The 25,796-nt window shown below is 71.5% G+C and carries 26 protein-coding genes; 7 read left to right on the top strand and 19 right to left on the bottom strand.

The features are described 5' to 3' along the window. Window positions 1–124 precede the first annotated feature (124 nt). On the top strand, window positions 125–679 hold the full coding sequence (locus ACH4S9_RS10180) for a peroxiredoxin (protein WP_361183490.1): 555 nt from the start codon (window positions 125–127) through the stop codon (window positions 677–679). Between the two features lie 12 nt (window positions 680–691). Continuing rightward, window positions 692–1,231, top strand: a complete 540-nt coding sequence (locus tag ACH4S9_RS10175) for an alkyl hydroperoxide reductase (RefSeq protein ID WP_311727510.1) — start codon at window positions 692–694, stop codon at window positions 1,229–1,231. 63 nt (window positions 1,232–1,294) lie between these two features. Here the strand turns inward: ACH4S9_RS10175 and ACH4S9_RS10170 are convergent, their stop codons facing one another. From ACH4S9_RS10170 to ACH4S9_RS10155, 4 genes are read right to left on the bottom strand one after another with little or no spacing between them, the layout of a single operon-like run. Next, on the bottom strand, window positions 1,295–2,875 hold the full coding sequence (locus tag ACH4S9_RS10170; protein ID WP_361183492.1) for a D-aminoacylase: 1,581 nt from the start codon (window positions 2,873–2,875) through the stop codon (window positions 1,295–1,297). Beyond that, a complete protein-coding gene (locus ACH4S9_RS10165; RefSeq protein ID WP_311727508.1) occupies window positions 2,876–3,640 on the bottom strand; it encodes an amino acid ABC transporter ATP-binding protein in 765 nt (254 codons plus the stop codon). Continuing rightward, a complete protein-coding gene (locus tag ACH4S9_RS10160) occupies window positions 3,637–4,575 on the bottom strand; it encodes an amino acid ABC transporter permease (protein WP_311727507.1) in 939 nt (312 codons plus the stop codon). The genes ACH4S9_RS10165 and ACH4S9_RS10160 overlap by 4 nt, the downstream gene beginning before the upstream one ends. Beyond that, window positions 4,572–5,462 (bottom strand): ABC transporter substrate-binding protein, encoded by an 891-nt coding sequence (locus tag ACH4S9_RS10155; protein WP_398371058.1) that lies wholly within the window; start codon window positions 5,460–5,462, stop codon window positions 4,572–4,574. Before ACH4S9_RS10155 ends, ACH4S9_RS10160 begins: the two co-directional genes overlap by 4 nt. A 278-nt stretch (window positions 5,463–5,740) precedes the next feature. On the opposite strand from ACH4S9_RS10155, the gene dapE reads away from it, so the two are divergent. After that, window positions 5,741–6,802: a succinyl-diaminopimelate desuccinylase gene (gene dapE / locus ACH4S9_RS10150; RefSeq protein ID WP_311727505.1), complete on the top strand. Its 1,062-nt coding sequence runs from the start codon at window positions 5,741–5,743 to the stop codon at window positions 6,800–6,802. 41 nt (window positions 6,803–6,843) lie between these two features. Here dapE and ACH4S9_RS10145 read toward each other — a convergent pair whose 3' ends face one another. Beyond that, window positions 6,844–8,475 (bottom strand): PucR family transcriptional regulator, encoded by a 1,632-nt coding sequence (locus ACH4S9_RS10145; RefSeq protein WP_398371055.1) that lies wholly within the window; start codon window positions 8,473–8,475, stop codon window positions 6,844–6,846. A 191-nt stretch (window positions 8,476–8,666) separates the two neighbouring features. Between ACH4S9_RS10145 and ACH4S9_RS10140 the strand changes: the two genes are divergently transcribed. Together ACH4S9_RS10140 and menC are read left to right on the top strand one after the other, a co-directional pair. Continuing rightward, a complete protein-coding gene (locus ACH4S9_RS10140; RefSeq protein WP_311727503.1) occupies window positions 8,667–9,542 on the top strand; it encodes a GNAT family N-acetyltransferase in 876 nt (291 codons plus the stop codon). Then, entirely contained in the window at window positions 9,539–10,651 is a 1,113-nt protein-coding gene (gene menC, locus ACH4S9_RS10135) for an o-succinylbenzoate synthase (RefSeq protein WP_361183501.1), read from the top strand. The genes ACH4S9_RS10140 and menC overlap by 4 nt, the downstream gene beginning before the upstream one ends. A gap of 60 nt (window positions 10,652–10,711) precedes the next feature. Here menC and ACH4S9_RS10130 read toward each other — a convergent pair whose 3' ends face one another. The 5 genes from ACH4S9_RS10130 to ACH4S9_RS10110 all read right to left on the bottom strand — a co-directional run bounded on the left by ACH4S9_RS10130 (window position 10,712) and on the right by ACH4S9_RS10110 (window position 17,113). Continuing rightward, complete coding sequence (locus ACH4S9_RS10130; RefSeq protein ID WP_398371052.1) at window positions 10,712–12,235, bottom strand: AI-2E family transporter; 1,524 nt, start codon at window positions 12,233–12,235, stop codon at window positions 10,712–10,714. A 138-nt stretch (window positions 12,236–12,373) separates the two neighbouring features. Then, window positions 12,374–13,105, bottom strand: coding sequence for a transglycosylase SLT domain-containing protein (locus ACH4S9_RS10125; RefSeq protein WP_311727500.1), 732 nt, complete (start codon window positions 13,103–13,105; stop codon window positions 12,374–12,376). Between the two features lie 420 nt (window positions 13,106–13,525). After that, complete coding sequence (locus tag ACH4S9_RS10120; RefSeq protein ID WP_398371050.1) at window positions 13,526–14,863, bottom strand: PhoH family protein; 1,338 nt, start codon at window positions 14,861–14,863, stop codon at window positions 13,526–13,528. A 403-nt stretch (window positions 14,864–15,266) separates the two neighbouring features. Continuing rightward, on the bottom strand, window positions 15,267–16,028 hold the full coding sequence (locus ACH4S9_RS10115; protein ID WP_311727677.1) for an isoprenyl transferase: 762 nt from the start codon (window positions 16,026–16,028) through the stop codon (window positions 15,267–15,269). 332 nt (window positions 16,029–16,360) lie between these two features. After that, the gene (locus ACH4S9_RS10110; protein WP_398371048.1) at window positions 16,361–17,113 is read right to left on the bottom strand and encodes a prepilin peptidase; all 753 of its coding nucleotides are present in this window, start codon (window positions 17,111–17,113) and stop codon (window positions 16,361–16,363) included. Between the two features lie 71 nt (window positions 17,114–17,184). Between ACH4S9_RS10110 and ACH4S9_RS10105 the strand changes: the two genes are divergently transcribed. Both ACH4S9_RS10105 and ACH4S9_RS10100 read left to right on the top strand, forming a co-directional pair. Further along, window positions 17,185–17,580, top strand: a complete 396-nt coding sequence (locus ACH4S9_RS10105; RefSeq protein WP_385340485.1) for a DUF192 domain-containing protein — start codon at window positions 17,185–17,187, stop codon at window positions 17,578–17,580. Window positions 17,581–17,689: 109 nt separating this feature from the next. Beyond that, window positions 17,690–18,100, top strand: coding sequence for a cold shock domain-containing protein (locus ACH4S9_RS10100; protein WP_311727496.1), 411 nt, complete (start codon window positions 17,690–17,692; stop codon window positions 18,098–18,100). Window positions 18,101–18,158: 58 nt separating this feature from the next. On the opposite strand, the gene ACH4S9_RS10095 is transcribed toward ACH4S9_RS10100, so the two are convergent. The 9 genes from ACH4S9_RS10095 to ACH4S9_RS10055 form a co-directional block, all read right to left on the bottom strand. After that, on the bottom strand, window positions 18,159–19,472 hold the full coding sequence (locus ACH4S9_RS10095; RefSeq protein ID WP_398371045.1) for an SLC13 family permease: 1,314 nt from the start codon (window positions 19,470–19,472) through the stop codon (window positions 18,159–18,161). Between the two features lie 58 nt (window positions 19,473–19,530). Then, entirely contained in the window at window positions 19,531–20,166 is a 636-nt protein-coding gene (locus tag ACH4S9_RS10090) for an OmpA family protein (RefSeq protein WP_311727494.1), read from the bottom strand. 7 nt (window positions 20,167–20,173) lie between these two features. Then, the gene (locus tag ACH4S9_RS10085; protein ID WP_311727493.1) at window positions 20,174–20,767 is read right to left on the bottom strand and encodes a hypothetical protein; all 594 of its coding nucleotides are present in this window, start codon (window positions 20,765–20,767) and stop codon (window positions 20,174–20,176) included. 56 nt (window positions 20,768–20,823) lie between these two features. Next, window positions 20,824–21,531 carry a hypothetical protein gene (locus ACH4S9_RS10080; protein WP_311727492.1) on the bottom strand — a complete coding sequence of 236 codons (708 nt, stop codon included), beginning with the start codon at window positions 21,529–21,531 and terminating at the stop codon, window positions 20,824–20,826. Between the two features lie 8 nt (window positions 21,532–21,539). After that, entirely contained in the window at window positions 21,540–21,704 is a 165-nt protein-coding gene (locus ACH4S9_RS10075; protein ID WP_014176788.1) for a membrane protein, read from the bottom strand. A 453-nt stretch (window positions 21,705–22,157) separates the two neighbouring features. Continuing rightward, window positions 22,158–23,051, bottom strand: coding sequence for a DUF5936 domain-containing protein (locus tag ACH4S9_RS10070; protein ID WP_311727490.1), 894 nt, complete (start codon window positions 23,049–23,051; stop codon window positions 22,158–22,160). 13 nt (window positions 23,052–23,064) lie between these two features. After that, window positions 23,065–24,003 (bottom strand): type II secretion system F family protein, encoded by a 939-nt coding sequence (locus ACH4S9_RS10065; RefSeq protein WP_311727489.1) that lies wholly within the window; start codon window positions 24,001–24,003, stop codon window positions 23,065–23,067. 6 nt (window positions 24,004–24,009) lie between these two features. Further along, complete coding sequence (locus tag ACH4S9_RS10060; protein WP_311727488.1) at window positions 24,010–25,368, bottom strand: CpaF family protein; 1,359 nt, start codon at window positions 25,366–25,368, stop codon at window positions 24,010–24,012. Between the two features lie 55 nt (window positions 25,369–25,423). Next, entirely contained in the window at window positions 25,424–25,792 is a 369-nt protein-coding gene (locus ACH4S9_RS10055; RefSeq protein WP_385340490.1) for a TadE/TadG family type IV pilus assembly protein, read from the bottom strand. Window positions 25,793–25,796 lie beyond the last annotated feature (4 nt).

Here is a 25,796-nt window from a genome sequence, read left to right as displayed (position 1 = left end):
CGATCAAGAGCACCTAGTCTAGCTATTTCACTGATCAATGCCGAGTATGACAGGGTGGTTCAGTCCAACCCCGAGGAAACCACCCCATAAGGGTTTTCTCCGCTGAAAGCTGCAAGGAGAGCACGTGCTCACTGTCGGTGACAAGTTCCCCACGTACGATCTGACCGCCTGTGTGTCGCTGGAGAGCGGCAAGGAGTTCGAGCAGATCAACCACAAGTCCTACGAGGGCAAGTGGCGCGTCGTGTTCTTCTGGCCGAAGGACTTCACTTTCGTGTGCCCGACCGAGATCGCCGCGTTCGGCAAGCTGAACGACGAGTTCGCCGACCGTGACGCGCAGATCCTCGGTGTCTCCGGCGACTCCGAGTTCGTCCACCACGCCTGGCGCAAGGACCACGCCGACCTGCGTGACCTGCCCTTCCCGATGCTGGCCGACTCCAAGCACGAGCTGATGCGGGACTGCGGCGTCGAGGGCGAGGACGGCTTCGCGCAGCGCGCGGTCTTCATCGTCGACCCGAACAACGAGATCCAGTTCACCATGGTGACCGCCGGTTCCGTGGGCCGTAACCCCAAGGAGGTCCTGCGGGTCCTCGACGCCCTCCAGACCGACGAGCTGTGCCCGTGCAACTGGAGCAAGGGCGAGGACACCCTCGACCCGGTCAAGCTCCTCTCGGGCGAGTGAGCTGACCCGACCATGGCACTCGACGACCTGAAGTCCGCCCTGCCGGACTACGCCAAGGATCTCAAGCTCAACCTGGGCTCGGTCATCGGCAACTCCGACCTGCCGCAGCAGCAGCTGTGGGGCACCGTGCTGGCCTGCGCGATCGCCTCGCGATCGCCGCGCGTGCTGGCGGAGCTCGAGCCGGAGGCCAAGGCCAAGCTGACGCCCGAGGCGTACACCGCCGCCAAGTCGGCCGCCGCCATCATGGCGATGAACAACGTCTTCTACCGGACCCGGCACCTGCTGTCGGACCCGGAGTACGGCACCCTGCGCGCGGGTCTGCGGATGAACGTCATCGGCAACCCGGGCGTGGAGAAGACCGACTTCGAGCTCTGGTCGCTCGCGGTCTCCGCGATCAACGGCTGCGGCCAGTGCCTGGACTCGCATGAGCAGGTGCTCCGCAAGGCGGGCGTGGACCGTGAGACGGTCCAGGAAGCCTTCAAGATCGCCGCCGTGGTGCAGGCGGTCGGCACCACGCTCGACGCCGAGGCGACGCTGGCCGCGAACGGCTGACGGAAAACCCACGCGAGGGGCGGTCCCACCGGTTGGTGGGGCCGCCCCTCGCGTGCGTGCGGGTCAGGCCGGGGTGAGCCGGGCGCCACGGCGGGTGCCGAGCCAGCGGCCGTCGCGGACGACGACATGGCCCGACTGCATGACCCAGCGGATGCCGGCCGGGGTGCGCCGGGGCTCCTGATAGGTCGCGGTGTCGCCGACCGTGGCGGGGTCGAACGCCACCAGGTCGGCGACCAGGCCCGGAGCGATCCGCCCGCGCTCGGGCACCCCGAAGACCTCGGCGGTCAGCCCGGTCATCTTGTGGACGGCCGTCGCCAGGTCCAGCACACCGCGCTCACGCACATACCGGCCCAGCACCCGGGGGAAGCTTCCGTACAGCCTGGGATGCGGCTTGCCGCCCAGATCGATGGGCAGCCCGTCGGTGCACACGCTGGTACGCGGGGCGCGCAGCACCGTCTCCACGTCCCGCTCGTCCATGGAGAAGTCGACCATGTGCACCTGAAGGTCCTCGGTACGCAGCAGATGCACGATCACGTCGAACGGCGCCATGTCCAGCTTCTCGGCGAGCTGGGCGAGCGTGGCGCCCTCATGGGAGTGGCTGCGGGTCGAGGAGACCATGATCCGGTCGTAGCCGTCCCCCGCCACGATGTTCTCCCAGCCGTGGTCGGTGGGGTCCTCCACCTCCGCCCGGGCGCGCTCGATCTGCCGCGGGTCGGCCAGCCGCTGACGCAGCAGGGCGTCGTCGCCCTCCTGGAACCAGGGCGGCAGGACGGCGTGCAGCGTCGTCGAGCTGGCGTCGTAGGGGTAGACGTCCTGGTTGACGTCCACGCCTTCGGCACGGGCCCGGTCCAGTCGGGCGAGCGCGTCGTCCACGCCTCCCCAGAACGGCACGCCGGCCGCCTTGAGGTGCGAGACCTGCACGCGGCGGCCGGTGCGGGCGCCGAGCATGACCGCCTCTTCGACGCTGCGCCCCAGGTGGCGCCCCTCGTCACGCATGTGGGTGGCGTAGATACGGCCCTCGGGCAGCCGGCCGGCCAGGTCGACCAGGTCGTCCGGCTCGGTGTAGAGGCCCGGCGGGTAGATCAGCCCGCTGGACATCCCGAAGACCCCGGCCTCGACCGCCTCGTCGAGCAGCGCGCCCATCCGGCGGGCGTCGTCGCGGTCCGGCGGGCCGGGCCGGCCGCCCATGGCCGCCTCGTACAGTGCGCCGTGGCCGACCAGCGGGCAGTAGTGGGTCACGTAACCCGACGCGTCCAGCCGTTCGAAGAGGGCACCGAAGCCGCCGTACGGGCCCGGGTCCGGGCTCTGGCCGCAGTTGCCGACGATCTCGGTGGTGATGCCCTGGAGGATCTTGCTGGTGTCGTCCTCGCTCTCCAGCGGCGAGCCGTCGGCGTGCGAGTGGGGGTCGATGAAACCGGGCGCCAGCGCGAGGCCGGTGGCGTCGAGGGTGTCGTAGCCGTCCCCGGGGGCGAGGGTGCCGGGCGGCGCGACGGCGGCGATCCGGCCTGCGGCGACCGTGACATCGGCCGGTCGGGGCGCCGCCCCCGTACCGTCCAGCACCGTCGCACCGGTGATCAGGAGCGCGCCGCCGCGGGGAGTGGCGGACGCTCCGGAGGCCGCGGGCGGAGGGGAAGTGGCGGACACTCAGATCACCTTTCCGAGGAACGACTTGGTGCGCTCGTGCCGGGGACGCGTCAGCACCTCGTCCGGCGGACCGGACTCGACGACCACCCCACCGTCCATGAAGACCACCTGGTCGGCGACCTCCCGGGCGAAGCCGATCTCGTGGGTCACCACCACCATCGTCATGCCGGACGCGGCCAGGTCCCGCATCACGGTCAGCACCTCGCCGACCAGTTCGGGGTCGAGCGCCGACGTGGGCTCGTCGAAGAGCATCAGTTTGGGCTCCATCGCCAGCGAGCGGGCGATGGCGACGCGCTGCTGCTGACCGCCGGAGAGCTGGGACGGGTAGGAGTCGGCCTTGTCGGCCAGCCCGACCCGCTCCAGCAGTTCCCGGGCGCGGGCGACGGCGGCCTGCTTGCTCTGCTTCCGCACCCGGCACGGCGCCTCGATGACGTTCTCCAGCGCGGTCATGTGCGGGAACAGATGGAAGCGCTGGAAGACCATGCCGATGTGGGCGCGCCGGGAGGCGACCTCACGCGGCCGCAGTTCGTGCAGCACGTCCCCGTCCCGGCGGTAGCCGACCAGCTCGCCGTCGACGGACAGCAGGCCGCCGTCGAGGCGCTCCAGGTGGTTGACGCAGCGCAGAAAGGTGCTCTTGCCCGAACCGCTCGGCCCCAGGAGGCACAGGACCTCGCCATGCCCTACGGTCAGGTCGATGCCGCGGAGGATCTCACTGTCCCCGAAGCTCTTGCGGACGCCCTCCGCGACCAGCATGGGAGTGCTCATGCCTGCTCACCTCCGGTGGTGCGGGCGGCGCGGGGCCCGAAGCCGCCGCGCGATGCCGTGGTGCCGCGGCCGAAGCGCCGCTCGAGATAGCGCTGCCCGAAGGTGAGCACCGTGGTCAGCGCGAGGTACCAGACGCAGGCGACCACGAGCAGCGGGATGACCTTGAAGTTCATCGAGTAGATGCTCTGGAGGTTGGTCATCAGGTCGTTGCCCGCGATGATCGAGACCAGGGCGGTCATCTTGAGCATGGTGATGACCTCGTTGCCCATCGGCGGGACGATCACCCGCATCGCCTGGGGCAGCACGATCCGGCGCATGGTCTGTGCCGGGGTCAGACCGAGCGCGTACGCGGCCTCGCGCTGCCCGGCGTCCACGGCGGCGATGCCGCCACGGACGATCTCCGCGGCGTAGGCGACCGCGTTGAGGCCGAGCGCGAGCACCGCCGCGACGGTGGCGGTGACGAGCGTGTTGGTCTCCACGCTGTAGAAGACCACGTCGGTGAAGGGGATGCCGATGGTCAGGCGCTGGTAGAAGGCGCCGAGGAAGCCCCAGAAGATCAGCTGGACGACCAGCGGCACGCCGCGGAACAGCCAGATGTAGCCGTCGGCGATCGTACGGAGCAGAAAGCTGTCCGACAGCTTCATGATCGCCAGTACGGTGCCGCCGACGACGGCGATCACCATGCAGACGACGGTCAGATAGAGGGTGACGCCGAGGCCGGAGAGCGTGCGCTCATGGAACAGATACTGGCCGACGGTGTGCCACTCCAGGTTGGGGTTCTTGGCGACCGACCAGACGACGCCGGCCAGGCACAGCAGCGCCAGCACGCCGCAGGCGGTCCGGACGGGGTGCCGTAGCGGCCTGATCACGGGCGCCGGGCCCGGCACTCGGGAGGACGCGGGGTCGTCGGTCCTCAGCTCGGGGACGGTGCTCACCGCTGTCTCCTCTTGCTCGCTCCGTTGATCGCGTAGTCGTTCAGGCCGTAGTCGGCCATGCCGTAGTGCCCCAGGATCCGGCGGTACGAGCCGTCGGCCTTCAGCCGTCGCAGGGCTGCCTGGACGGCCTCGGCCAGTCCCGCGCGCTTCTTGGAGACGCCGATTCCGAGGATGTCCCGCTTGGCTCCGAAGTCGAATTGCTTCTCGATCTCCAGCGGCCCGTCCGTGCCCTGCCGTTCGACGGTGTATCCGCTCAGTGCGGAATTGCTGATGACCGCGTCCACCTTGCCGCTGCTCAGCGCGAGCAGCGACTGCGAGAAGACGGGATACGTCTGGAGTTCGATTCCCGGCTTTCCCGCCGCCGCGCACGCACGCGTGTCCTTGGCGATGTCATCGACGGTGGTGGTGCCGGTCTGGCCACCGACCCTGTGCCCGCACAGGCTCATCGTGTCCCGGAATCCCATGGCCTTCTTCTTGTTCACCACCAGGGCGGGGACCAGGACGCCGTAGTCGACGAAGTCGATGACCTTCTGGCGGTCCGGGGTGTCCACCATCCCGGCCATGACCAGGTCGTACTTGCCCGCCTGGACGCCGGGGACCAGCCCATCGAACGGCTGCTGCCGGAATTCGAATTCGACTCCGAGCACCTTGCCGACGGCCTTGCCGAGATCGATGTCCAGCCCGACGAATTCCTGGTCGCTCTCGGAGCGGAAACTCTCGAACGGAGGGTAGGGCGCGTTCGTACCGACGACGACCCGCCCGGAATTCCGGATCGGATCGGGAAGCAGCGCGTGCAGCCGGGCGTCTTCCGAGATGCCGGACAGATCGGCCGAAGCGGGCGCCTGGCCGGTGACGCCACCGGAACACCCGGAAGCGAGCAATGCCACGGCAAGGCACCCGGCGGCCACAGCAGGTAGGGGAAAACGGGGTCGATGTCGTCTTCGCATGGGGCCTCAAGTATGTGAGCGGGTATGACCGGCTACTCGAACCCCTGTGTGCGGGCAGGTGAATCATTGGCCGTGTCAGCATCCTGAAGGGTCCGCGATCCGCAGTCGTTGGCCGTCCGGCCTAGAGCGGGCCCGGGCATTAGCCGATCCTCCAATGCGCGACCGTCGCGGGCCGGGGTAACCCTGGGGCCAGCACCCGCGCGGAAGGAGTTCTCACCATGGCAGCCCTCGACCTGGCGTCCGACGTCGTGTCCCTCACCCGGCAGCTCGTGGACACACCCTCGGAAAGCGGCCAGGAGGCGGCGCTGGCCGACGCGGTCGAGGCGGCCCTGGCCCGGCTTCCACACCTGGACGTCAGCCGCGTCGGCCACTCCGTGGTCGCCCGCACCCACGTCGGCCGCCCCACCCGCGTCGTCCTCGCCGGGCACCTGGACACCGTCCCGGCCGCGGACAACCTCCCGTCGCGCATCGAGGACGGGCGGCTGCTCGGCCTGGGCGCCTGCGACATGAAGGGCGGCGTCGCGGTGGCGCTGCGCACGGCCGCGGCGCTCCCCGCGCCCGCGCACGACGTGACCTATGTCTTCTATGAGTGCGAGGAGGTCTCCAGCGACCGCAACGGGCTCACCCGCATCGCCGCACACCGGCCCGACCTGCTGGCCGCTGACCTCGCCGTCCTCCTGGAGCCCTCCGACGCGGGGGTGGAGGCGGGCTGCCAGGGCACGCTGACGGCCGAGGTGGTGGCGACCGGCAGACGCGCTCACACCGCCCGCGCGTGGCTGGGCCGCAACGCCGCGCACCGTGCCGCCGCGATCCTCCAGCGGCTGGAGGACCATATCGGCGCCGAGGTGGAGGTCGACGGGCTGACCTACCGCGAGGGGCTCAGCGCGGTCGGCGTGCGGGCCGGGGTCGCCGACAACGTGGTGCCGGACAGCTGCGTGGTGACCGTCAACTACCGATTCGCGCCGCACCGCTCCCCCCAGGAGGCCGTGGCCTACGTAACCGGGCTGTTCCCCGAGTTCGAGGTGCGGGTGACCGACCTCGCCCCGGCCGCCCCGCCCGGACTGCGGCAACCCGCCGTCGCCGCGCTGGTCGGCGCCCTGGGATGCGAACCCCGCCCCAAGCTCGGCTGGACGGACGTGGCACGCTTCGCCGAACTCGGCATCCCCGCGCTGAACTACGGCCCCGGCGACCCCGGCCTGGCGCACACCCCGGGCGAGTACGTCACCCTGGACCAGCTGACCCGCTGCGAGGAGCGGCTGCGCGCCTGGCTCACGGCATGACGGGGCTCACGGCATGACGGGGCTCATGGGCTTCTGACCGATCACGGCGCGGTCCTGGCCAGGGTGCGCAGGTGCAGCCACAGCACGAGCCGCTCGTCGGGATCCTCCACGTCGATGCCGAGCTGCGCCTGTGCCTGCCGCAGCCGGTAGCGGCAGGTGTTGGGGTGGACGGCGAGCAGCCGGGCCGCCCGGGCCATGTCGCATCCGGCGTCCAGATAGGCCAGATAGGTCCGGGCGTACTCGGTGCCGTGCTCGGCGTCGTGGGCGAGCACCCGGCGCCACGGTCCCTCGGCCAGCTGCGGCCGGTCCGCCAGCAGCTCGCCGAGGCACAGCAGGGTCACCTTGGACCGGAGCTCGGCCACCGTGGCGGCGGCCGGTCCGTCCGGCCGGCCGCCGCCGGTGAGGATGCGCAGCACGAGGTCGGCGTCGACGCGTGAGGCGGTGGCTTCCGCCAGTCCGCGCACCACGCCGCCGAGCCCGGCGACCACCGGCACGCGCAGGGCGTGGCCGGCCTGCCGGGCGATGTCGGCGGCGAGGCCGCGCTGGCGTCCCTCGCTCCGCTCGTCGGGGACGGGCAGCAGCGCGTAGACGATGCCGCCGACCAGGACGCAGGCATGCTGTCCGTACCGGGCCTCGCACTGGAGCCTGACCAGTTCGACCAGCCGCAGCGCTGCCTGCTCCCCCGACGGCACGGAGAGGTCCCCGGCGAGCGCGAAGGCGACCACCCGGACCGGGTCGTCCTCCCGCAGCCCGAGCTGGGGCGCCACCAGCGCGGCGCTCGCCCCGCCGTCGAGCACCCGGCGCAGCAGGTCGCCGTGTTGACGCCGGACCAACTCCTCGGCCGCCCGGGCCTGGAGCAGGTGCAGCGCCGCCATGGACGCGCCCTGGGCGAGCACCTCCTCGGCGTCCTTCGCGAGCGTGCCGGTGTCCACGACCCAGATCGAGCCGAGGGTCTCGCCGCCCGCCCGGACGGCCACCGCGAGCCGCGGCAGTCCGTCGCCGACCGCCGGCAGCCGGCAGACTCCCGGGCCGCGGTAGAGCATCCGGTACTGGGCGCTGTTCTCCGGGCCGTCCGGCACCTGGAGGCCGAGGATGCCCTGCCGCCGGTCCTCGTCCACGGGCTGGTCCGGCAGGGTGGAGTAGGCGAAGATGCGCTGCCGCGGGTCCTCGATGGCCGTCGCCCCGCCGATGGCGGCGGCCAGGGCGTTGGCGAGCGAGAAGAGATCGCCGAGCGCGGCCCCGCCCGCGGTGCCCGCGACGGTGCGCGGCGCGTTGAGCGTCGACGCGATCAGCAGGTGCAGATGGTGCCAGGACACATCCTCGTCCACGGCCAGCACGGCGACGCCATGGGCCTCGGCCGCGGCGGCGAGGGCGGCGGCGGTCCCGCCGTACTCCTTGACGACCAGCGCGGCGAGCCCGGCCGCGCCCGCGGCCCGGACCAGCTCGTGCGCCTCGGGCTCGGCGGGCCGGACGCCGACCGCGAGCAGCAGGCCGTCCGGCGTGCGCGGCAGGGGGGTGTGGACGTCGTGCACGAGTGCCTCGGTCACGGGGGCGGAGAGGCCGGCCGGGGCGGTGAGCAGCCGCAGCACGGACTGGCCGAGCACGTCGAGGAGCTGGGCGAGGCTACAGGCCCGGATCTCGCGGGTGCCGCTCTGGCTTGTGCGTTGGTCCACGTCGTTATCGGCTCCCGTCCAGTGCCTGAGACCGGCCGGCTTGTCCGCCGGGCGTCCGCTGGGCGGCGGCCCGCCGCTCACCGCACCACACCGGACCACCGGCGCGCTTTGGCCGATCGTACAACGATCGCCGGGGCCTCTTGCCTGTGCGTCCAGTCCCCTGGGGCGCGCGGCGCCCGAAAATCGGACCGGTGAAGCGTGAAACCAGATTCCAGCCCTCACCGGAGACCGTCACGGCGACGACAGCGACCGCCCCGGTCCCGGCCGGCCCGGCCGCCCCGCCGGGCGGTGTCACCATCCGGCCCGTCGAGGACGTCGCCGGAATCGCGGCCGTCGCCGACTTCTTCGCCGACGTATGGCGCACCCCCCGCACCAACCCTCCGTACCCCGCCGAGTTGCTGAGCAGCCTGTGCCACGCGGGCGGCGAAGTGCTCGGCGCGTACGACGGCCCGCACCTGATCGGGGCGACCGCCGCCGTGTTCTCGCCGCCCGGGACGGGGGCCGTCTACTCGCTGGTCGCCGCCGCACGCCACTCCGATCGGGGGGTGGGCTTCGCGCTCAAGCAGGCCCAGCGGAGCTGGGCACTGCGGCACGGGGCGAGGGCCATGGTGTGGACCTTCGATCCGCTGGTCGGTCGCAACGCCCGATTCAACCTGGTCAAGCTGGGCGCGGTCGGCGTCGAGTATCTGATCGACTTCTACGGGCCGATGCGCGACGGGCTCAACGACGGCGACGAGAGCGACCGGCTGACCGCCCGCTGGGATCTGCTCGACGGCGGCGCGCACGGCACCGGGGGCCGGGACGGAGAGGCGACCGCTTCGCGGCAGGCCGCGCCCGTGACCCGCCTCGCTCCCGACGGCGGCCCGCTGGCCGTCCGCGACGGCGACCGGATCTGGTGCCGGGTGCCGGCCGATGTGGTCGCGCTGCGCGCCACCGACGCGACGGCGGCGCTGCGCTGGCGGCACGCTGTCCGCGAGGTGTTCACCGAGGCGTTCGCCGAGGGCTTCATGGCCACCGCCATGACCCGCGACGGCTGGTACCTGCTCACCCCGGAGGCGACCGCGTGAAGATCGAGCACATCGAGCTGCTGCATGTCCACATTCCCCTGGTGACGCCGTTCCGGACGTCCTTCGGGACGATGACCAGCAAGGACACCTTTCTGCTGCATGTCACGACGGACGGCGCCGAGGGCTGGTCGGAGTTCGCGGCCGACCCCGAGCCGCTGTACTGCTCGGAGTTCGTCGCCGGGGCGGAGATCGTGCTCGCCGAGCATCTGGTGCCCCGGGTCACCGCGCTGCCCGAGGTCTCCAGCGCCGCCCTGGCCCCGGCGATGGCCGGAGTCAAGGGGCATCTGCTCGCCAAGGCCGCCCTGGAGACCGCCCTGCTCGACGCCGAGTTGCGCACCCACGGGATGCCGATCGCCACCCTGCTCGGCTCGGTCCGGGACCGGGTGCCCGCGGGGGTGTCGGTCGGCATCAGCGGATCGGTGCCGCGGCTCCTCGACGAGGTCGGGACGTACCTCGCCGAGGGCTATCTGCGGATCAAGCTCAAGATCGAGCCGGGCTGGGACATCGAGCCCGTCCGGGCGGTCCGTGAGCGCTTCGGCGACGACCTGCCGCTCCAGGTCGACGCCAACACCGCGTATACCCTCGCCGACGCCGAACACCTGCGGGCGCTGGACGAGTTCGGTCTGCTCCTCATCGAGCAGCCGCTCGACGAGGACGACATGTACGGCCACGCCCGGCTCGCGGAACGGCTGCGGACGCCCGTATGCCTGGACGAGTCGATCACCTCGGCCCGCGCCGCCGCCACCGCGATCGCCCTCGGCGCCTGCCGGGTGATCAACGTCAAACCGGCCCGTGTCGGCGGCTACCTGGAGGCCCGGCGCATCCACGACGTCGCCATGGCACACGGCGTCCCGGTGTGGTGCGGCGGGATGCTGGAGACCGGGGTCGGGCGGGCGCCGAACCTGGCGCTGGCCGCGTTGCCCGGGTTCACCCTGCCGGGCGACACCTCGGCGTCGAGCCGCTACTTCGCCGAGGACATCACCGAGCCGTTCACTCTGGTGGACGGGCACATGCGGGTGCCCACCGCGCCCGGCATCGGCACCGATCCGCTGCCGGAGGTGCTGCGCCGCTTCACCGCCACCCGCCGCACCCTGTACCGCCGTCCGTAGCAGGCGCGTTGTGGGCTGCCGCCTGCGTGCCCCGGGTCCTACGGTCCCTCGGGCGGCGGCTCACGCACCCTCGTCGCGCCGGGTCGGCGCGATCTCCGCGGCGGTGGAGCCGTGCGGCCCCGGGGTCGTGCGCAGCGCGGCCTCCTTGGAGTACGAACGCAGATAGCCGACCACCGTGTTGGCGACCGCCACCAGCGGTACGGCCACCACCGCGCCGCCGATGCCGCCGATCAGCGAGCCGGCCGCGACCGAGAGCACCACGGCCAGCGGGTGCACCCGCACCGCCCGGCCCAGGATGAAGGGCTGGAGGATATGGCCCTCGATCTGCTGCACGGCCAGCACCACCACGAGCACCATCGCCGCCGTCCACACGCCCTCGGTGACCAGCGCGACCACGACCGCCAGCGCGCCGGAGACCACGGCGCCCACGAGCGGGATGAAGGCGAAGAGGAAGATGAAGACGGCGAGCGGGACGGCCATCGGGACATCGAGGAAGAAGATGCCGGTGCCGATGGCGATGGCGTCGATCAGCGCCACGATCACCGTGCCGCGCACATAGGCGGTGAGCGTGGTCCAGGCGCGCGGGCCCGCGCCCGCCACACCGTCGCGGGCCGGGGCCGGGACGAGCTTGAGGAACCAGGACCAGATCTTCGGCCCGTCGTACAGCAGGAACAGCGTGCTGAACATCGCCAGCAGGATGCCGGTCATCACCTCCACGATGACCGTGACGCCCTCCAGACCGGCCGAGGTGATCTCGTCGGTGTTGGCGCCGATCGCGTCGCGCAGGTTGTTGGCGATCTGGTTGATCTGCTTCTCGGTCACATGGAAGGGGCTGTTGAGCAGCCAGCGCCGCAGATCGTCGATGCCGGCCTGGACCTTGCTGGACAGGTCGTCGACGTTCTCCATGACCTGCCAGACCACGAACCAGATGACCAGGCCCATGATCACAAAGCCGGAGATAAAGGTGATGGCCGTGGCCAGGCCACGGGGGACGCCCCGGTTCCGCAGCCGGGTGACGGTCGGCTCCAGCATCGCGGTGATCAGCAGGGCGACGGTGAAGGAGAGCACCACCAACTCGACGGCGCTGATGACGGTCATCAGCACATAGACGGTCCCGGCGAGGACCAGCAGCCGCCAGCCGACCTCGGCGGCGACCCGGACGCCCCAGGGGACGGCGGCGACGGGGTCGGGCCTGGCGGAGATGGCGGGGGCGTAGGCGGGCGGGGCGGGCACGCTGGCCGGCTCCCGCCGGACCGGGAGCTCGCTCTCACGGCCGGAATCCTCACGGCCGGAATCCTCGCGGCCGGAATCCTCGCGGTCGGGGCCTTCCGGGGCGGGGCCCTCCAGGACCGAACCCTCCAGGGCTGGACGCTCCGGGGCAGGACGCTCCGCGGCGGTGCGCTCCGGGGCCGGGCTCTCGGCGCCCTCGGCGACTGCGCGACCCTCGCCGCGATCCCTGCCGTCGTCGGTGTATGTGTCGCCCGGGTCGGCGGGATCGGCGGCTTTGGCCTGGTGCTCCAGCCGCTCGGCGAGCCGTGTCAGACCGGCGCCCATTCTGCCGACCCAGTGTGGCAATGCGGACATTTCGCTTCCCCTACCCCCAGTTCCCCCGCGGTCTCCGGGAAGACGTTACAGGCTCAGGACGCGGGAAACCCCCGACCGGTTGCGGTCGGGGGTTTCCCGAAGCTGAACACCTGGGGCGACCGATCGGGCCGGGAGGTATCAGTAGTAGTTGTTGGCCTGCCAGAACGACCAGGCGCCGCAGGGGCTGCCGTAGCGGTCGTTCATGTAGCCCAGACCCCACTTGATCTGGGTGGCCGGGTTGGTCCGCCAGTCGGCGCCCGCCGAGGCCATCTTGGTGCCCGGCAGCGCCTGCACCAGACCGTACGCGCCCGAGGAGGGGTTCTCGGCCCGGTAGTTCCAGGTGCTCTCGTGGTTCACGATGTTGCTGAAGCACTGGAACTGGTCCGCGGGGACCATCTGCCGCGCAATGGCCTGGACCTGCGCGACGGTGTACGAAGCCTGCTGGGTGAAGCTGCTCGCGTCGCGCGCGGCCGAACGGCTCGCCTCGAGCTTCTTCTTGGCCTCCTCGCGCTCCTTGGCGAGCTTGGCCTCGGCGGCTTCCTTCTCCGCCTGAACCTTCTTGGCCTTGGCGTCCTTGGCGGCCTGCTTGCGAGCGGCCTCCTCCGCGGACTTCTTCGCCTCCGCGTCCGCCGCGGTGGACTGGACGTCCGCCTGCTGCGACAGGGATGCGGTCTGCGCCACGGCCTGCTGGCCGGCGGGTATGTCCGCGAGGAGCGTCGAGTCGGCGGCGGCCGCCTCCATCGGGTCGGAAGAGCCCTGCTCTCCGCCCGCGGCGACACCGACGACAGCGCCCACAGTGGTGACCGCGGTGGCGGAGGCCACTGCGAATCCCCGGACCGAAATCCGGCTCACACGGTTTCCTTCCAGCATCGCCCGCTTAGGTGACCTCGCGGACGCAATCGTGCCCCTGGCGCTGGCTTCCCCTTGTTCCGTCCCCCTGTTACTCATGGGCACGGCTGGTCACGGGAGGCACGGGCCCGGTGGACCCTCCCTCGGGAGGGCCGCAAGGTGCTCGGGCGGCATACGGCGAACGCTGTTTAGTTCTGGTACTGCCGTGGTTCCGTACCGCTGGGGGTACTGGTGTGCCGTATGCGGGGCCTGACAGGACCCACACACTGCCGGAAGCGGACGCCCGGAGGCAATTCCCCGTTGAGTGTGAAAGCTCACACCCCGTTTACACCCTAGGATTTTCGGAAATCCGAGCGCACCAAGACGCCGCGCGACTAAGCTCTTTGGGCTCAGCCGCGCGGCGCCTGGGTCACGCGAGGTCACGCACTCCCCTCAACTGCCTCAGATATGGCTGTCTTCGAGCATTTCGGTCACCAGGGCCGCGATCGGCGACCGCTCGGAGCGGGCGAGGGTGACATGGGCGAACAGCGGGTGCCCCTTGAGCTTCTCGACCACCGCGACCACGCCGTCGTAACGCCCGACGCGCAGATTGTCCCGCTGTGCCACGTCATGGGTGAGTACCACCCGGGAGTTGGCGCCGATACGGGACAGAACGGTCAGCAGGACGTTCCGTTCGAGTGACTGCGCCTCGTCCACGATCACAAAGGCGTCATGGAGCGAGCGGCCCCGGATGTGGGTGAGCGGCAGCACCTCCAGCATCCCGCGGCCCACGACCTCCTCGATCACATCCGAGGTGGTCACCGCCGACAGCGTGTCGAACACCGCCTGGGCCCAGGGGCTCATCTTCTCCGCCTCGGTGCCCGGCAGATAGCCCAACTCCTGTCCGCCCACCGCGTACAGCGGCCGGAAGATCATCACCTTCCGGTGCTGTTGGCGCTCCAGCACCGCCTCGAGACCGGCGCACAGCGCCAGCGCCGACTTGCCCGTGCCGGCCCGGCCGCCCATCGAGACGATCCCGATGTCCGGGTCGAGCAGCAGATCCAGCGCGATGCGCTGCTCCGCGCTCCGCCCGTGGATCCCGAACGCCTCGCGGTCGCCGCGCACCAGCCGCACCTGGCCGTCCGGCGTGACCCGGCCCAGCGCCTTGCCGCGCTCCGACTGGAGCACCAGACCGGTGTGCACCGGCAGCTCCGCCGCCTCGGGGACATGCGCGGTCTCGGCCGCGAAGAGGTCGTCCACCTGCTCGGCGGTGACGCTCAGCTCGGCCATCCCGGTCCAGCCGGAGTCGGTTATCGCCAACTCGGCGCGGTACTCCTCCGCGAGCAGCCCCACCGAGGAGGCCTTGATGCGGAGCGGGAGATCCTTCGAGACGACCGTGACGTCGTACCCCTCGGCCTGGAGGTTCCTGGCGACCGCGAGTATCCGCGAGTCGTTGTCGCCCACCCGGCCACCATGGGTCAGGAAGGCGGCGGGCAGGATGCCCGGGTCGGAGTGGTTGAGCTCGACGCGCAGAGTGCCGCCCAGATCGCCGATCGGGATCGGGGCGTCCAGACGGCCGAACCGGATCCGGTAGTCGTCCAGCAGGCGCAGCGCCTGCCGGGCGAAGTAACCCAGCTCCGGGTGGTGCCTCTTGGACTCAAGCTCGGTGACCACGACGACCGGCAGCACGACCTCGTGCTCGTCGAAGCGGGCCATGGCGTTCGGGTCGGCGAGCAGGACGCTGGTGTCGAGAACATAGGTGCGCCGGTCTTGCTCGCGGCGTTTTTTGCTGGTCACCACGGGTGGACGAACCCCCTCGGGAGAGGTTGGGGTGCGACGGCGTCGCGGGAACGGGTCCCCCGGCCGCAGGCGGGGGGACGGACCGGGCTCAGACCCCACGCGAAGGGCCGAGCGCCGGCCCTCCGCGTCATACGCACGATCCGCACAGTCGTCCGTGTGCAAAGGGCCTCCCGGGCGAACGGGCCAATGCCGTCCGCTGGCAGTTCGACACCCCTAGGACAGTTGGGGCAGGGCGTCGACCTGGAAGGGATATTCCCTCGAACGTGCGCAGCCATGCAATGGCATATGACGGCGTGCACATGAACGTTGTGAAACCCGCCCCTTGCGGGGCGAGGTGAGGTCGTAACGGAAACCGTACGGATGGATGAGGCGCCCGGCCCCGACTGCCGTACCGGGTACGGGACTAGCCGCCGTACCGCCGGTGCCGCGCGGCGTAGTCACGCAGCGCGCGGAGGAAGTCGACCTTGCGGAAGGCCGGCCAGAAGACCTCGCAGAAGTAGTACTCCGAATGGGCGCTCTGCCAGAGCATGAACCCCGACAGCCGCTGCTCGCCGCTGGTGCGGATGACGAGGTCCGGATCGGGCTGGCCGCGCGTGTACAGGTGCTCGGAGATCAGGTCGATGTCCACGATCTCCGCGAGCTCGTCGAAGGTGGTGCCCTTGCTCGCGTGGTCGTGCAGCAGCGAACGCACCGCGTCGGCGATCTCCTGCCGGCCGCCGTAGCCGACGGCGACATTGACGAGTATCCCGTCGATGTGCTCGGTGTCCCGCTCGGCCTCCTTGAGGACCGTCTGGGTATGGGCGGGCAGCAGATCGCGGTTTCCGACGTGGTGCACCCGCCAGCGGCCGTCGGAGGCCAGATCGCGTACCGCGCCCTCGATGATGCTCAGAAGCGGGACCAGCTGCTCCTCGGGGCGGTCCAGATTGTCGGTGGACAGCAGCCAGAGCGTGACGACCTCGACGTCCGTCTCGCTGCACCAGCCGAGCAGCTCCTGGATCTTGCTCGCGCCCGCCTTGTGCCCCTGCTCGATCGTCCCCCCGGCGGCGCGGGCCCAGCGGCGGTTGCCGTCGAGGATGACACCGATGTGCTTGGGCACCTGGGCGTGGTCGAGGCGGCCTTCCACCCGGCGTGCGTAGAGCCCGTACACCAGGTCGCGCAACTTCACGTCTTCCAGCCCCTCAGTGCCTTGCATGATGTGCGATGGCGGTCCGCCCAGGGCCGACACCCTACTGCGGGCGGGGGGCGCTGGCGAACCGGGTGCGCCCCCGCGAGCGCCTGCCCACCCCCCAATACGTCACGCTCCGTAGTGTTGCGATGAGCGCTCTGTCCCAGATCATGGCCGGTACGCCCCGGAATCGCCCGAGAAAGAAGCGGGCCGGTCCGTGGGGGGGATACGGACCGGCCCGAGGGGGGGCTTCCACCATAACGCTTTGTGAGGGATAGTCCAGGCATCGGCGCGGGTGACAATGAATGTCGCCGGGAAAGCCGAAGCCGCCGTCAGGCCGCGAGCCCCCCGAGCACCAGCCCCGCGCAGGCCCCGAGGATCATGAAGGGGCCGAACGCCATCCCGGTTCCGCGGGTCGCCCGGCGCGTCGCGAGCAGCGCGACGGCGTAGCACGAGCCCAGCAGCAGCCCCGCGCACGCGCCCAGGACCAGCACCGCCCAGCCGTACCAGCCGAGCGCGACCCCAAGACCCAGGGCCAGCTTCACATCGCCGAACCCCATCCCGCTCGGGCTGATCAGGAAGAGCAGCAGATACGCGCCGCCCAGCGCCGCCCCGCCCAGCAGCGCCCGCCGCCAGGACCCGGCGCTGTGCGGCAGCAGCGCCGCCACGCCGAGCAGCGCGGCCGCCCCGGCGGCCAGCGGCAGCGTCAGCACGTCCGGCAGCCGGTGCACCGCCAGGTCCACGCCCGCCAGCAGCACCAGGGGCGGCGTGAGCAGCAGCCACACCGCCAGCTCGGGGCGTGCGCCGACGGCCGCCGCCAGCACCCCGCACACCAGCGCGGTGAGGGCCGCGGCCCAGGGCCCGCCGGCGCCGTAGTTCCGCTCGCCGTCCGGACAGCCCGGGCAGCGGGCGAGCCCCAGCCAGCCCCGGGCCGCCCCGGCGAGCGCGTGCCCGCGCGGGCACGCCGCCCGCCACGGCTCCTCGGGCTCGACGGCCAGCCGGTACCGGGCACGGGGCACGAGCAGCCCGGCCGCCGCGCCGTAGGCGGCGGCCAGGACGACCAGGACGACCGGGGGCACAAGCACGGGCCGAGCCTACGAAAGCGCGGCCCGGTGCGACACTCGCACCGGACATCAGCTATCAGGGATGGGCTGGGATGGGTCACTGGCGGGACGGCACGGGGACGCTGTACGTACTCGGCCCGGAGCCCGGCGCCGGGCCGGACGGGGACGGCCGCGCCGCCGGCATCCCCCTGGAGATCGCGGCCTCCTACCGGGCCCGCACCCGCGGGCTGCTCGGCCGGGACGGGGTGGCCGGCGCGCTGCTGCTCACCCCCGCGAGCAGCGTCCACACCCTCGGGATGCGCTTCGCCATCGACGTCGCCTACCTCGACCGCCGGCTGACCGTCCTGGCCGTGCGCACCATGCGCCCCGGCCGGTTCGGGCTGCCCCGCCCCCGTGCGCGCCATGTCCTGGAGGCCGAAGCCGGCGCGATGGAACGCTGGGGGCTGCGGGCCGGGACCCGGGTCGCCATCGGGCGCCCGGACGCATAGCCGGGGCAGGACCCGAGCTGTACGCTGAGGCCTCGGTGTCATGGTTGGACACCCTCGGTCGCGCGGATCGAGGTCCTTGAGGTAGAGGTACAGGGGTAGGGGTTGCACGGTGACAACCACGGGCAAAATTCTGCGGTTTGACGAGTTCCGCGGCTATGGCTTCATCGCCCCCGACGACGGCGGCGAAGACGTCTTCATGCACGCGAACGACCTGCTGGACGAGAAGCACCTGTTCCAGCCGGGCAGCAAGGTGGAGTTCGTCCCGGAGTACGGGGACAAGGGCCCCAAGGCGGCCGAAGTACGGATCGTGCAGCGGGCCGCCGTCCGGATCCACACGCCGGGCCCGGCGGCGGACTCGGGCGACGACACCATGTGCGATGTGCTGTCGGTCGCCGAGTTCCGGCAGGAGCTGACCGAGGCGCTGGTCGAGGTGGGCGGCACGCTGACCGCCGACCAGATCAAGCAGGTGCGCAGACGCGTGATCGAGCTGGCCCAGGCGCACAACTGGATCGAGTCCTGAGCCCAGCACCACACCGAACCGCCGCGCGGGGCCCAGCCCCGCCGCGGCGGTTTCCGTTTCAGGCCCCGGTGGCCGTCAGCATCGCCCACAGCGCGACCGTCGCGGCCACGATCGTGGCCGGTGTGGTCAGCAGCCCGAGCCGGGTGAAGTCGCCCAGCCCGGAGCCGCTGGTACGGCTCGGGCCCGCGTCCACGCCGTAGGCGCGGATCTCGCGCCGCCACAGCAGGGTGGCCAGCGAGCCGACGTAGGTGAGGTTCGGCCCCAGGTTGACCCCGATCAGCACGGCGAGCACCGGCCCTGGCCCGCCCGCGGCGGCGATCGGCAGCAGCGCGAGCGTGGCGGGGAGGTTGTTGACGAGGTTGGCCAGGACGGCCGCGACCCCGGCGATCGCGAGCAGCGCGGGCAGCCCGGCGCCGCCGGGGAGCAGCCGCGCCAGGCCGGTCCCCAGCCCGCCCGCCAGCACGGCCTGGACCACGACCCCGAGGGCGAGCACGAAGAGGCAGAACAGCGGACCCGTGGCGGCCACGGCGCCCCGCACCGTCTCCCGCCCGCGCGCCACCGCGCGCACCGCGAGCACCAGGGCCCCGGCCCAGGCCGCCCAGGCCGGATCCACGCCGACGAGCGAGGTGGCGATGAATCCGCACAGGGTCAGCACGAGCACGGTCAGGGCGAACACCGGCACCTCCGGCCGCCGGGCGGGCGGCGGCAGCGCGGCACCTTCGGCCAGGTCGGCGGCGAAGTAGCGACGGAAGACCAGGTACTCGAGGCCGATGGTCAGCAGCCACGCGGGCGCCATGAGCACGGCGAACCGCGTGAACGACAGCCCGCTGGCCTTCAGCGCCAGCAGGTTGGTCAGATTCGACACCGGAAGCAGCAGCGACGCGGAGTTCGCCAGGTGGGCGCACGCGTACAGATGCGGGCGCGCCCGGGCGCCGAGCCGGGTGGCCGTGGCGAACACCACAGGGGTCAGCAGCACCACGGTGGCGTCCAGGCTGAGCACCGCGGTGACCAGCGCCGCCACCGCGAAGACCCCGGCCAGCAGCCGGTCCGTACGACCCCGGCAGGCCCGGGCCACCGCGTCTCCCGCGGCCTCGAAGAGCCCCTCGTCCGCACACATCCGGGCCAGCAGCAGCACCGCGGCCAGAAAGCCGACGACCGGCAGCAGTCTGCGGGTCACCTGCCATACCTCCGGCAGCGAGACCGCCCCGACCGCCACCACAAGCCCGGCGGCGGGCACCGCGGCGGCCGCCTCGGGCCACCCCCGGGGCCGTACGACGGCGAAGGCGAGCACGCCCAGCAGCAGGGCGGCGGATATGGTCTCGGTGAGGGCGGTGCTCAGGGGGGACTCCCGGTCCGGATGCGACAAACACATCCATCATGGGATACGCGCCGGGGTGCACGCCCACGGCCCCCTGGGCGGGAGCCGGGGCCTACTCCCCCGCGCGGGCGAAGCTGACCTCTACCCGGCGGTTTTTCCTGCGACCCGCTTCCGAGGAGTTGTCCGCGATCGGGTACTGCTCGCCGTAGCCGCGGATCTCGTACTGGACGGCGGAGTCCAGGTCGGCCGAGAGCGCGCGCTGGACGGCGTTGGCCCGCTCCTTGGACAGCTTGATGCCATGGAGCGCGGAGCCCAGGTCGTCGGTGAAGCCGAAGACCCGCACGCTGGTCGCGTTCTGCTTCTCGATCTCCTGCGCGATGGCCTTGATCCGGGCGCTGGCCTCGCCGCCCAGCCTGGAGCTGTCCTTGCCGAACAGCACCTCGGCCTGGAGGGCGAACTTGACCTTGGCGTTCGTGTCCTCGCGGCGCTCGTCCCCGTCGTCGGTCTCGACGACCGACTTGATGTCGAGCACCCGGCCGGGGGCCAGCTTCGCGTTCCCGGGCATCCGCAGATCGGAGTCGCCGGTGTCGATCTTGACGGGCGGCGTGGTGTCCGCGGGGGCGCCGGGCCCGCTGTCGGCGCGGGCCGCTGGGGACGGGGCGACCAGGAGCGCGGTGGAGGCGAGCGCGGCGAGGAGAGAGCCCCGGCGGGCGCGGGTACGGGCGCGGCGGTCGCGGAGTGTGGTCATCGCCCGCTCAGCCCGTGAGCTCGATGCCGACCGACGGCATGGTCGGAATCTGGAAGTCGACCTTGGTGACGCTCGACGGCGGCGCCGGGAACTGGGCGAACAGCGGGCGGCTCTCGTCCGGCTTGATCCCCGAGAGCCCCGTCGTACACAGGCACTCCCCGTCGGTGTCCCGCAGCACCAGATAGCGCTTCTTGCCCGCCTGGTCGACGAGCGAGGCGCCCGAGACGGACGACCGGGACCTCATCTCGGTCTCCTTGGAGCGCCAGTCCACGGCGTTGAAGGGCTGGTCCCCGCGGTTGGTCACCGTCCCGTTCACGGTGACGAACCCGCCGCTGTCCCGGACCGCGGAGTGCAGCGTGACCACGATCCCGTTCGGCCCCTTGATCTCGCCGATGGTCTTGGACGAGTCGGCCGCGGGCTCGCTGTCCGGGCCGTCGTCCCCGGACCGGTCGTCCTTGGCGGCGGCGGACGTCTTTCCCCCGCCCCCGTCCGGCTTCTTGCCGTCGTCGCTGCCGCACCCGGCCACGGCGAGGGCCAGGGCCGCCGCGAGAGCCCCCACGGCGACCCCCCTCCGGGCCTTCGTCGTGTGCCGAATGCTCATCGCTCGCTGTCCCTTACTCTTCGTTGACTCTTCGTTCGCTCGTCAGTCATCGGTCGTCAGTCGGCGAGATGCACGGAGAACAGGTCCTTGGCGTCGGGGAAGAGATCCAGATGCTCGGGGTCGATCGTGATGTTCCTGCCCTCGCAGACCAGATCGATGACGGACTTCTCGTCCTTGTCCCCGTCGTCCTTGCCGTCGCCCTTGCCGTCGCCTGTGCCGTCTTCGTCCTTGTCGCCGTCCCCGGTGGGGTCGGGCAGCGGGGTCGGCTCCTCGTACGTGCAGCGCGGCTCCACGACCGCCTTGGCCCGCGCGGTCGCGTGCTTGGTCTCCGTACCCGGGATGACGGACTTGCCGACCGCCTTGCTGGTCCTGACCGTGACGGTGAAGGAGACGGGCAGATAGCCCGGGACGCACCCGCCGTCGACAACATCCGCGCCGTTCTCGCCGGCGAACCACTGCGCCTGGTCGCACGGGTCGCCGGGCGGGTCGAAGCCCCGGCCGTTGAGCAGGTCCGCCACATCCTCCAGGACCTCACCGCTGGTGATCGCGTCGAGCAGCCCCTTGCGCAGCTGGCCGCGGAAGTCCTCGGCCGCGCCGAGCGCGGCCGCGTCGGCCGCGGTCTGTCCGCCGTTGCGGGTGGCCCCGGCCTGGCCGACCGCGAAAAGGGCCAGCGCGAGGAAGAGCAGGCCCGCCACGGCGGTGATGTAGATCGGGAATGCCTGCCCCGCGTCACCGGCGAGGCGGCGGGAGCGACGGGCGGTCACGAAGCCGGTCAGATGCCGACGACCTCGGAGATCTTGTCGGAGATGGCGTTCGCGATCATGCTGCCGAAGTCCGTGGTCGACAGCACCAGGACGATGGCGACCACCACGGCGATGATGCCCAGGTATTCGATCGAGGTCTGCCCCCGGTCGTTCCGCATGACGCGCTTCCCCATTGTGTTCCCCTCCATGGGTGGCCGTACCGCTCCGGTCCGGCGACTCAACCCCCGTGGTGTCGCTCGCGACACGAGCAAAGTACGCCGAAACACCTACCCGGGAACAGTGCCCACGGCACCATTGCCTGCCCATTTCGAGGCGTCCGAACCGCGCCTTCCCCTTCCGGCTGACGTTCGAGTCAGCATTCCGGCCGGCGCGGCCCATACGATTCACCCCCTCCCGGCCCCGAGGAGTTCTCCGGAGACGACTGTCCCATATCCGATTGCAATCGCGAAGCAACTTCGTCGAATGGAGACGGATTCGAGACCGCGGCGGCCGAGAGCAGCTGCTCCTGCGGGGGCGAGATGTGCTGCGAGACATGGCCGGACGCGGCGCCGTACGCGGGCCACGCCAGGGATGTGCGGTACGGGACATCGGTCATCGCGGGTCTCCTCCCACCAGTGTCAGTGCGGTCAATCCCCCGTAATGGAGCCGAAGTCCGTGCCCGAGCCGACGAAGAATCCCGCGATGAGCAGGATCATCGTGCCGGGCACCATGAAGGTCGTGATCACCATGGTCGCCTTGGGCACCGCGCGGGCCGCGCGACGCCGGGCGTTCTGCGCGTCCGTACGCCTCATGTCGTTCGCAATGGCGATCAGCGTATCGACGATCGGCGCGCCGAGCTCCTCGCCCTGCTGGAGCGCGGTGACGAACTGGGCGACCTGGTCGGAGTCGTTCCGCTTCCGCAATTCCTCGAACGCCTGTCTGCGGCTCACCCCCATGTCCATTTGCCGGAGCGTGATACGAAGTTCATCCGCCCAGGGCCCCTCGTACTTCTCCGCGACCCGGTCCAGCGCCTGCCGGAAGCCAAGCCCGGCGCTCACCACCACCGCCAGAACGTCCAGGAAGTCGGGCAGCGTCCGCTCGATGGCCGCCCGGCGCTCCCGCACCGCCGCCCAGATGCCCACCTCGATCCAGGACAGGCCGAAGGCGACCAGCACCAGGGCGAGCAGCAATTGGCCCTTCATCAGCATCACCAGCGCGCCGCCGAAGCCGAGGATGCCGTACACCGCGCGCCGCGCCGCGTAGCGGTCCACCGTCAACCCGCCCGGATTGCCCGCCAGATCGATCCGGCGCCGCACCTTGGCGACCCGCTTCTCGCCCATCAGCCGCAGCACGAACGGGGCGTAGCGCATGCCCAGCCGGTCGACGGCCGAGCCGACCACCGTCGTGCGCGTCGCCCCGACCTCCAGCGCCACCGCCAGGTCGCTGGGCAGCTTGGCCTCGCTGCGGTAGAGCGCGACGCCGTACGCGACACCCGCCACCGACAACCCCGCCACCAGCGCCAGCAGCACACCGATCGCCATCTCCGCCGCCCCCTCAGACGTCGATCTTCGACATGCGGCGGATCAGGAAGAAGCCGATCCCGTACAGCCCGAAGGCCACCACCACCGCGGCCTGCCCCCAGAAGGACGAGGTCATCCGGTCCAGCGACCCGTCCGCGATCCGGTTCATCAGCAGCAGCGTGCCGATCCCCATCAGCGGGACCACATACGCGGTGACCGTGACCTGCGACAGCTGGGTGCGGACCTCGCGCCGGGTCTCCTTCCGCTCCTCCAGCGTCTGGGTCAGATTGCGCAGCGAGCTGACGACCGTCCCGCCCGCGCGGTTGGACAGCACGAGCGTGGTGACCAGAACGACCAGCTCCCGGGACGGCAGCCGCTCGGCGAGCTCGCCCAGCGCGTCGTCGATCGAGTGGCCGACGGCCAGCTTGTCGGCGACCTTGGCCAGCTCCTCCCCGGCCGGGGCCTCCATCTCGTCGGCCGCCATGCCCAGCGCGGTGCGCAGCGCGAGCCCCGCCTGGGTGGCGTTGGCCAGGATCCGCGACAGCTCCGGCAGCTGGTTGATGAACTTCTCGATCCGCTTCTGCCGCTGCCAGTTGAGGAACGCGAACGCCGACCAGACGCCGACCACCGCCGCGATCGGCCCGAAGAACGCCGCGAGCAGCGACGCCGCCGCCAGCCACAGCCCGATCGCCGCCGCCGCCGTATAGACGAAGAACTCACCGGGGGTGATCTCAAGACCCGTCGAGGCCAGCCGCAGCTCCAGCTTCCGCCCGAGCGAGGTGGCGCGCAGCCGCCGGTCGACCCGCGCGAAGCGGTGCGGCCGGCCGGCCAGCGGCAGCGGCCCCGTATCGGAGAGCCGGTCGAACAGCGCCCGCTGGGCCGCCTTGCCCTTGGCGTACGTGTGCACGCCCGCGACGCCCAGCGCGCCGCACACCAGCGTCGCCCCGACCGTCACCGCCGCCAGTTGGTCCATGCCCGGCTACCTCCGCTCCGTCGGGCTGTACACGGCGCCGCGCACGCTCAGCTGCGCCGGGAACGCGGCCACGCCGAACGCGGGCGGCACCGACTCGCCGGCCAGCCGCAGCCGCTCCGCGACCCGCTCCGGGAGCGGGAAGTACGAGAACCGCCCGCGCACCACCCGGTCCCCGCCCATCGGCTGGGCGTCGAACCGGGAGACGGTCGCGATGCGGTAGTCGTCGTGGCCATGGCTGTCCAGCAGCGCGATCTCGCTGATCCGCCGCGAGCCGTCGGCGTGCCGCACGAGCTGCACGATGCAGTCCACCGCGCTGTTGATCTGGTCGCGCAGCGCCTCGTACGGAATGGCGACATCCGACATCGAGGCGAGCGTCTGGAGCCGCATCAGCGCGTCCTCCGCGCTGTTGGCGTGCACGGTCGCCAGCGATCCGTCGTGGCCGGTGGACATGGCCTGGAGCATGTCCAGGGTCTCCCCGCCGCGCACCTCGCCGACGATGATGCGGTCGGGGCGCATGCGCAGCGAGTTGCGCACCAGGTCGCGGATGGTGATCCGGCCCTTGCCCTCGACGTTGGGCGGCCGGGACTCCAGGCGGATGACGTGCGTCTGCTGAAGCTGTAGCTCCGCCGCGTCCTCGACGGTGATGATCCGCTCCCCCTCCGGGATCAGCCCGGACAGCGAGTTGAGCAGCGTCGTCTTGCCCGATCCGGTGGGCCCGGACACCACCACGTTGAACTTCGCCCGCACCAGCGCGGCGAGCAGCAGCAGCATCTGCTCGTCCAGCGTGCCCATGCCGATCAGCTCGTGCAGGGTGTAGGCGCGCGGGAAGCGGCGGATGGTGAGCGTGGCGCCGGTCAGCGCGAGCGGCGGGATGATGACGTTGACCCGCTCGCCGGACGGCAGCCGGGCGTCCACCATCGGATTCGACTCGTCCACGCGGCGGTTGACCGTCGAGACGATCCGCTCGATGGTCTGCATCAGCTGCTCCTCGGACGCGAAGCGCACGGGGACCAGCTCGACCCGGCCCGCGCGCTCCACGAAGATCTGGTCCGGGCCGTTGACCATGATCTCCGTGATGGAGGCGTCCTCCAAGAGCGGTTCGAGCACCCCGAGCCCCAGCGCCTCGTCCACGACGCGGCGGATCAGCTGGGACCGCTCGGCGGTGGACAGGACCGGGCCCTCGCGGCTGATGATGTGCCCGAGGACGCGCTCCAGGCGGGAGCGCCGATCGCCGGCGGCGAGCGAGGACATCTCCGCGAGGTCGATCTCCTCGAGCAGCTTGGCGCGGTAGACGGAGACGAGATGCCCGTCCTCCCGCCCCTCACCGGGCCCCTCGGGCGCGGTGATGCGTGCCCGCAGGCTCATCGGTGTCCTCCTCGTGGTCTCGTTCTGCGGTGACGCTGCGCGGGGAAAAGGTCCCCTAGCCGTCGTCGCACGGCATCGTCGCGCTCCTCTCCGCGCTCCCGAAGCTCACCCCGGGAATCACCGACGGAATCTGCACCGTCGCGGTCGCCCGCGCCCGGCCGTCCCCGCAGGGGGTGATGCCGACGTCCGCGCCGTCCGCCAGCCATCCGCTCATCGCCGCCCGCCCGGCCGCCGCCGGGCTGGTCCGCACCTCGTCGAGCGAGGCCGTACGCGCCGCCGCGCGGGCCGCCGTGCCCGCCTGCTGCACGGTGTACGCGGCGAGGCCCAGCTGGACGGCGGCCAGCGCGACGAAGAGCAGGACCGGCAGAAAGCCGAGGAACTCGATCGACGCAGACCCCCGGTCGCGCGCCCCGCGCCCAGCCATCGCC

This window comes from Streptomyces sp. NPDC021225, from assembly GCF_044332865.1.
Classification (GTDB): Bacteria; Actinomycetota; Actinomycetes; order Streptomycetales; family Streptomycetaceae; genus Streptomyces.
This window is presented reverse-complemented; position numbering and strand designations above follow the sequence as displayed.

What these genes read in the sequence shown, in the direction of transcription:
- ACH4S9_RS10175 (WP_311727510.1), top strand. Translation starts at nt 692, where the DNA reads ATGGCACTCGACGACCTGAAGTCCGCCCTGCCGGACTACGCCAAGGAT.
- dapE (WP_311727505.1), top strand. Translation starts at nt 5,741, where the DNA reads ATGGCAGCCCTCGACCTGGCGTCCGACGTCGTGTCCCTCACCCGGCAG.
- ACH4S9_RS10125 (WP_311727500.1), bottom strand. Translation starts at nt 13,105, where the DNA reads ATGCTGGAAGGAAACCGTGTGAGCCGGATTTCGGTCCGGGGATTCGCA.
- ACH4S9_RS10130 (WP_398371052.1), bottom strand. Translation starts at nt 12,235, where the DNA reads ATGTCCGCATTGCCACACTGGGTCGGCAGAATGGGCGCCGGTCTGACA.
- ACH4S9_RS10085 (WP_311727493.1), bottom strand. Translation starts at nt 20,767, where the DNA reads ATGAGCATTCGGCACACGACGAAGGCCCGGAGGGGGGTCGCCGTGGGG.
- ACH4S9_RS10070 (WP_311727490.1), bottom strand. Translation starts at nt 23,051, where the DNA reads ATGGCGATCGGTGTGCTGCTGGCGCTGGTGGCGGGGTTGTCGGTGGCG.
- ACH4S9_RS10075 (WP_014176788.1), bottom strand. Translation starts at nt 21,704, where the DNA reads ATGGGGAAGCGCGTCATGCGGAACGACCGGGGGCAGACCTCGATCGAA.
- ACH4S9_RS10095 (WP_398371045.1), bottom strand. Translation starts at nt 19,472, where the DNA reads ATGTGTTTGTCGCATCCGGACCGGGAGTCCCCCCTGAGCACCGCCCTC.
- ACH4S9_RS10055 (WP_385340490.1), bottom strand. Translation starts at nt 25,792, where the DNA reads ATGGCTGGGCGCGGGGCGCGCGACCGGGGGTCTGCGTCGATCGAGTTC.
- ACH4S9_RS10060 (WP_311727488.1), bottom strand. Translation starts at nt 25,368, where the DNA reads ATGAGCCTGCGGGCACGCATCACCGCGCCCGAGGGGCCCGGTGAGGGG.
- ACH4S9_RS10090 (WP_311727494.1), bottom strand. Translation starts at nt 20,166, where the DNA reads ATGACCACACTCCGCGACCGCCGCGCCCGTACCCGCGCCCGCCGGGGC.
- ACH4S9_RS10165 (WP_311727508.1), bottom strand. Translation starts at nt 3,640, where the DNA reads ATGAGCACTCCCATGCTGGTCGCGGAGGGCGTCCGCAAGAGCTTCGGG.
- ACH4S9_RS10065 (WP_311727489.1), bottom strand. Translation starts at nt 24,003, where the DNA reads ATGGACCAACTGGCGGCGGTGACGGTCGGGGCGACGCTGGTGTGCGGC.
- ACH4S9_RS10105 (WP_385340485.1), top strand. Translation starts at nt 17,185, where the DNA reads ATGGGTCACTGGCGGGACGGCACGGGGACGCTGTACGTACTCGGCCCG.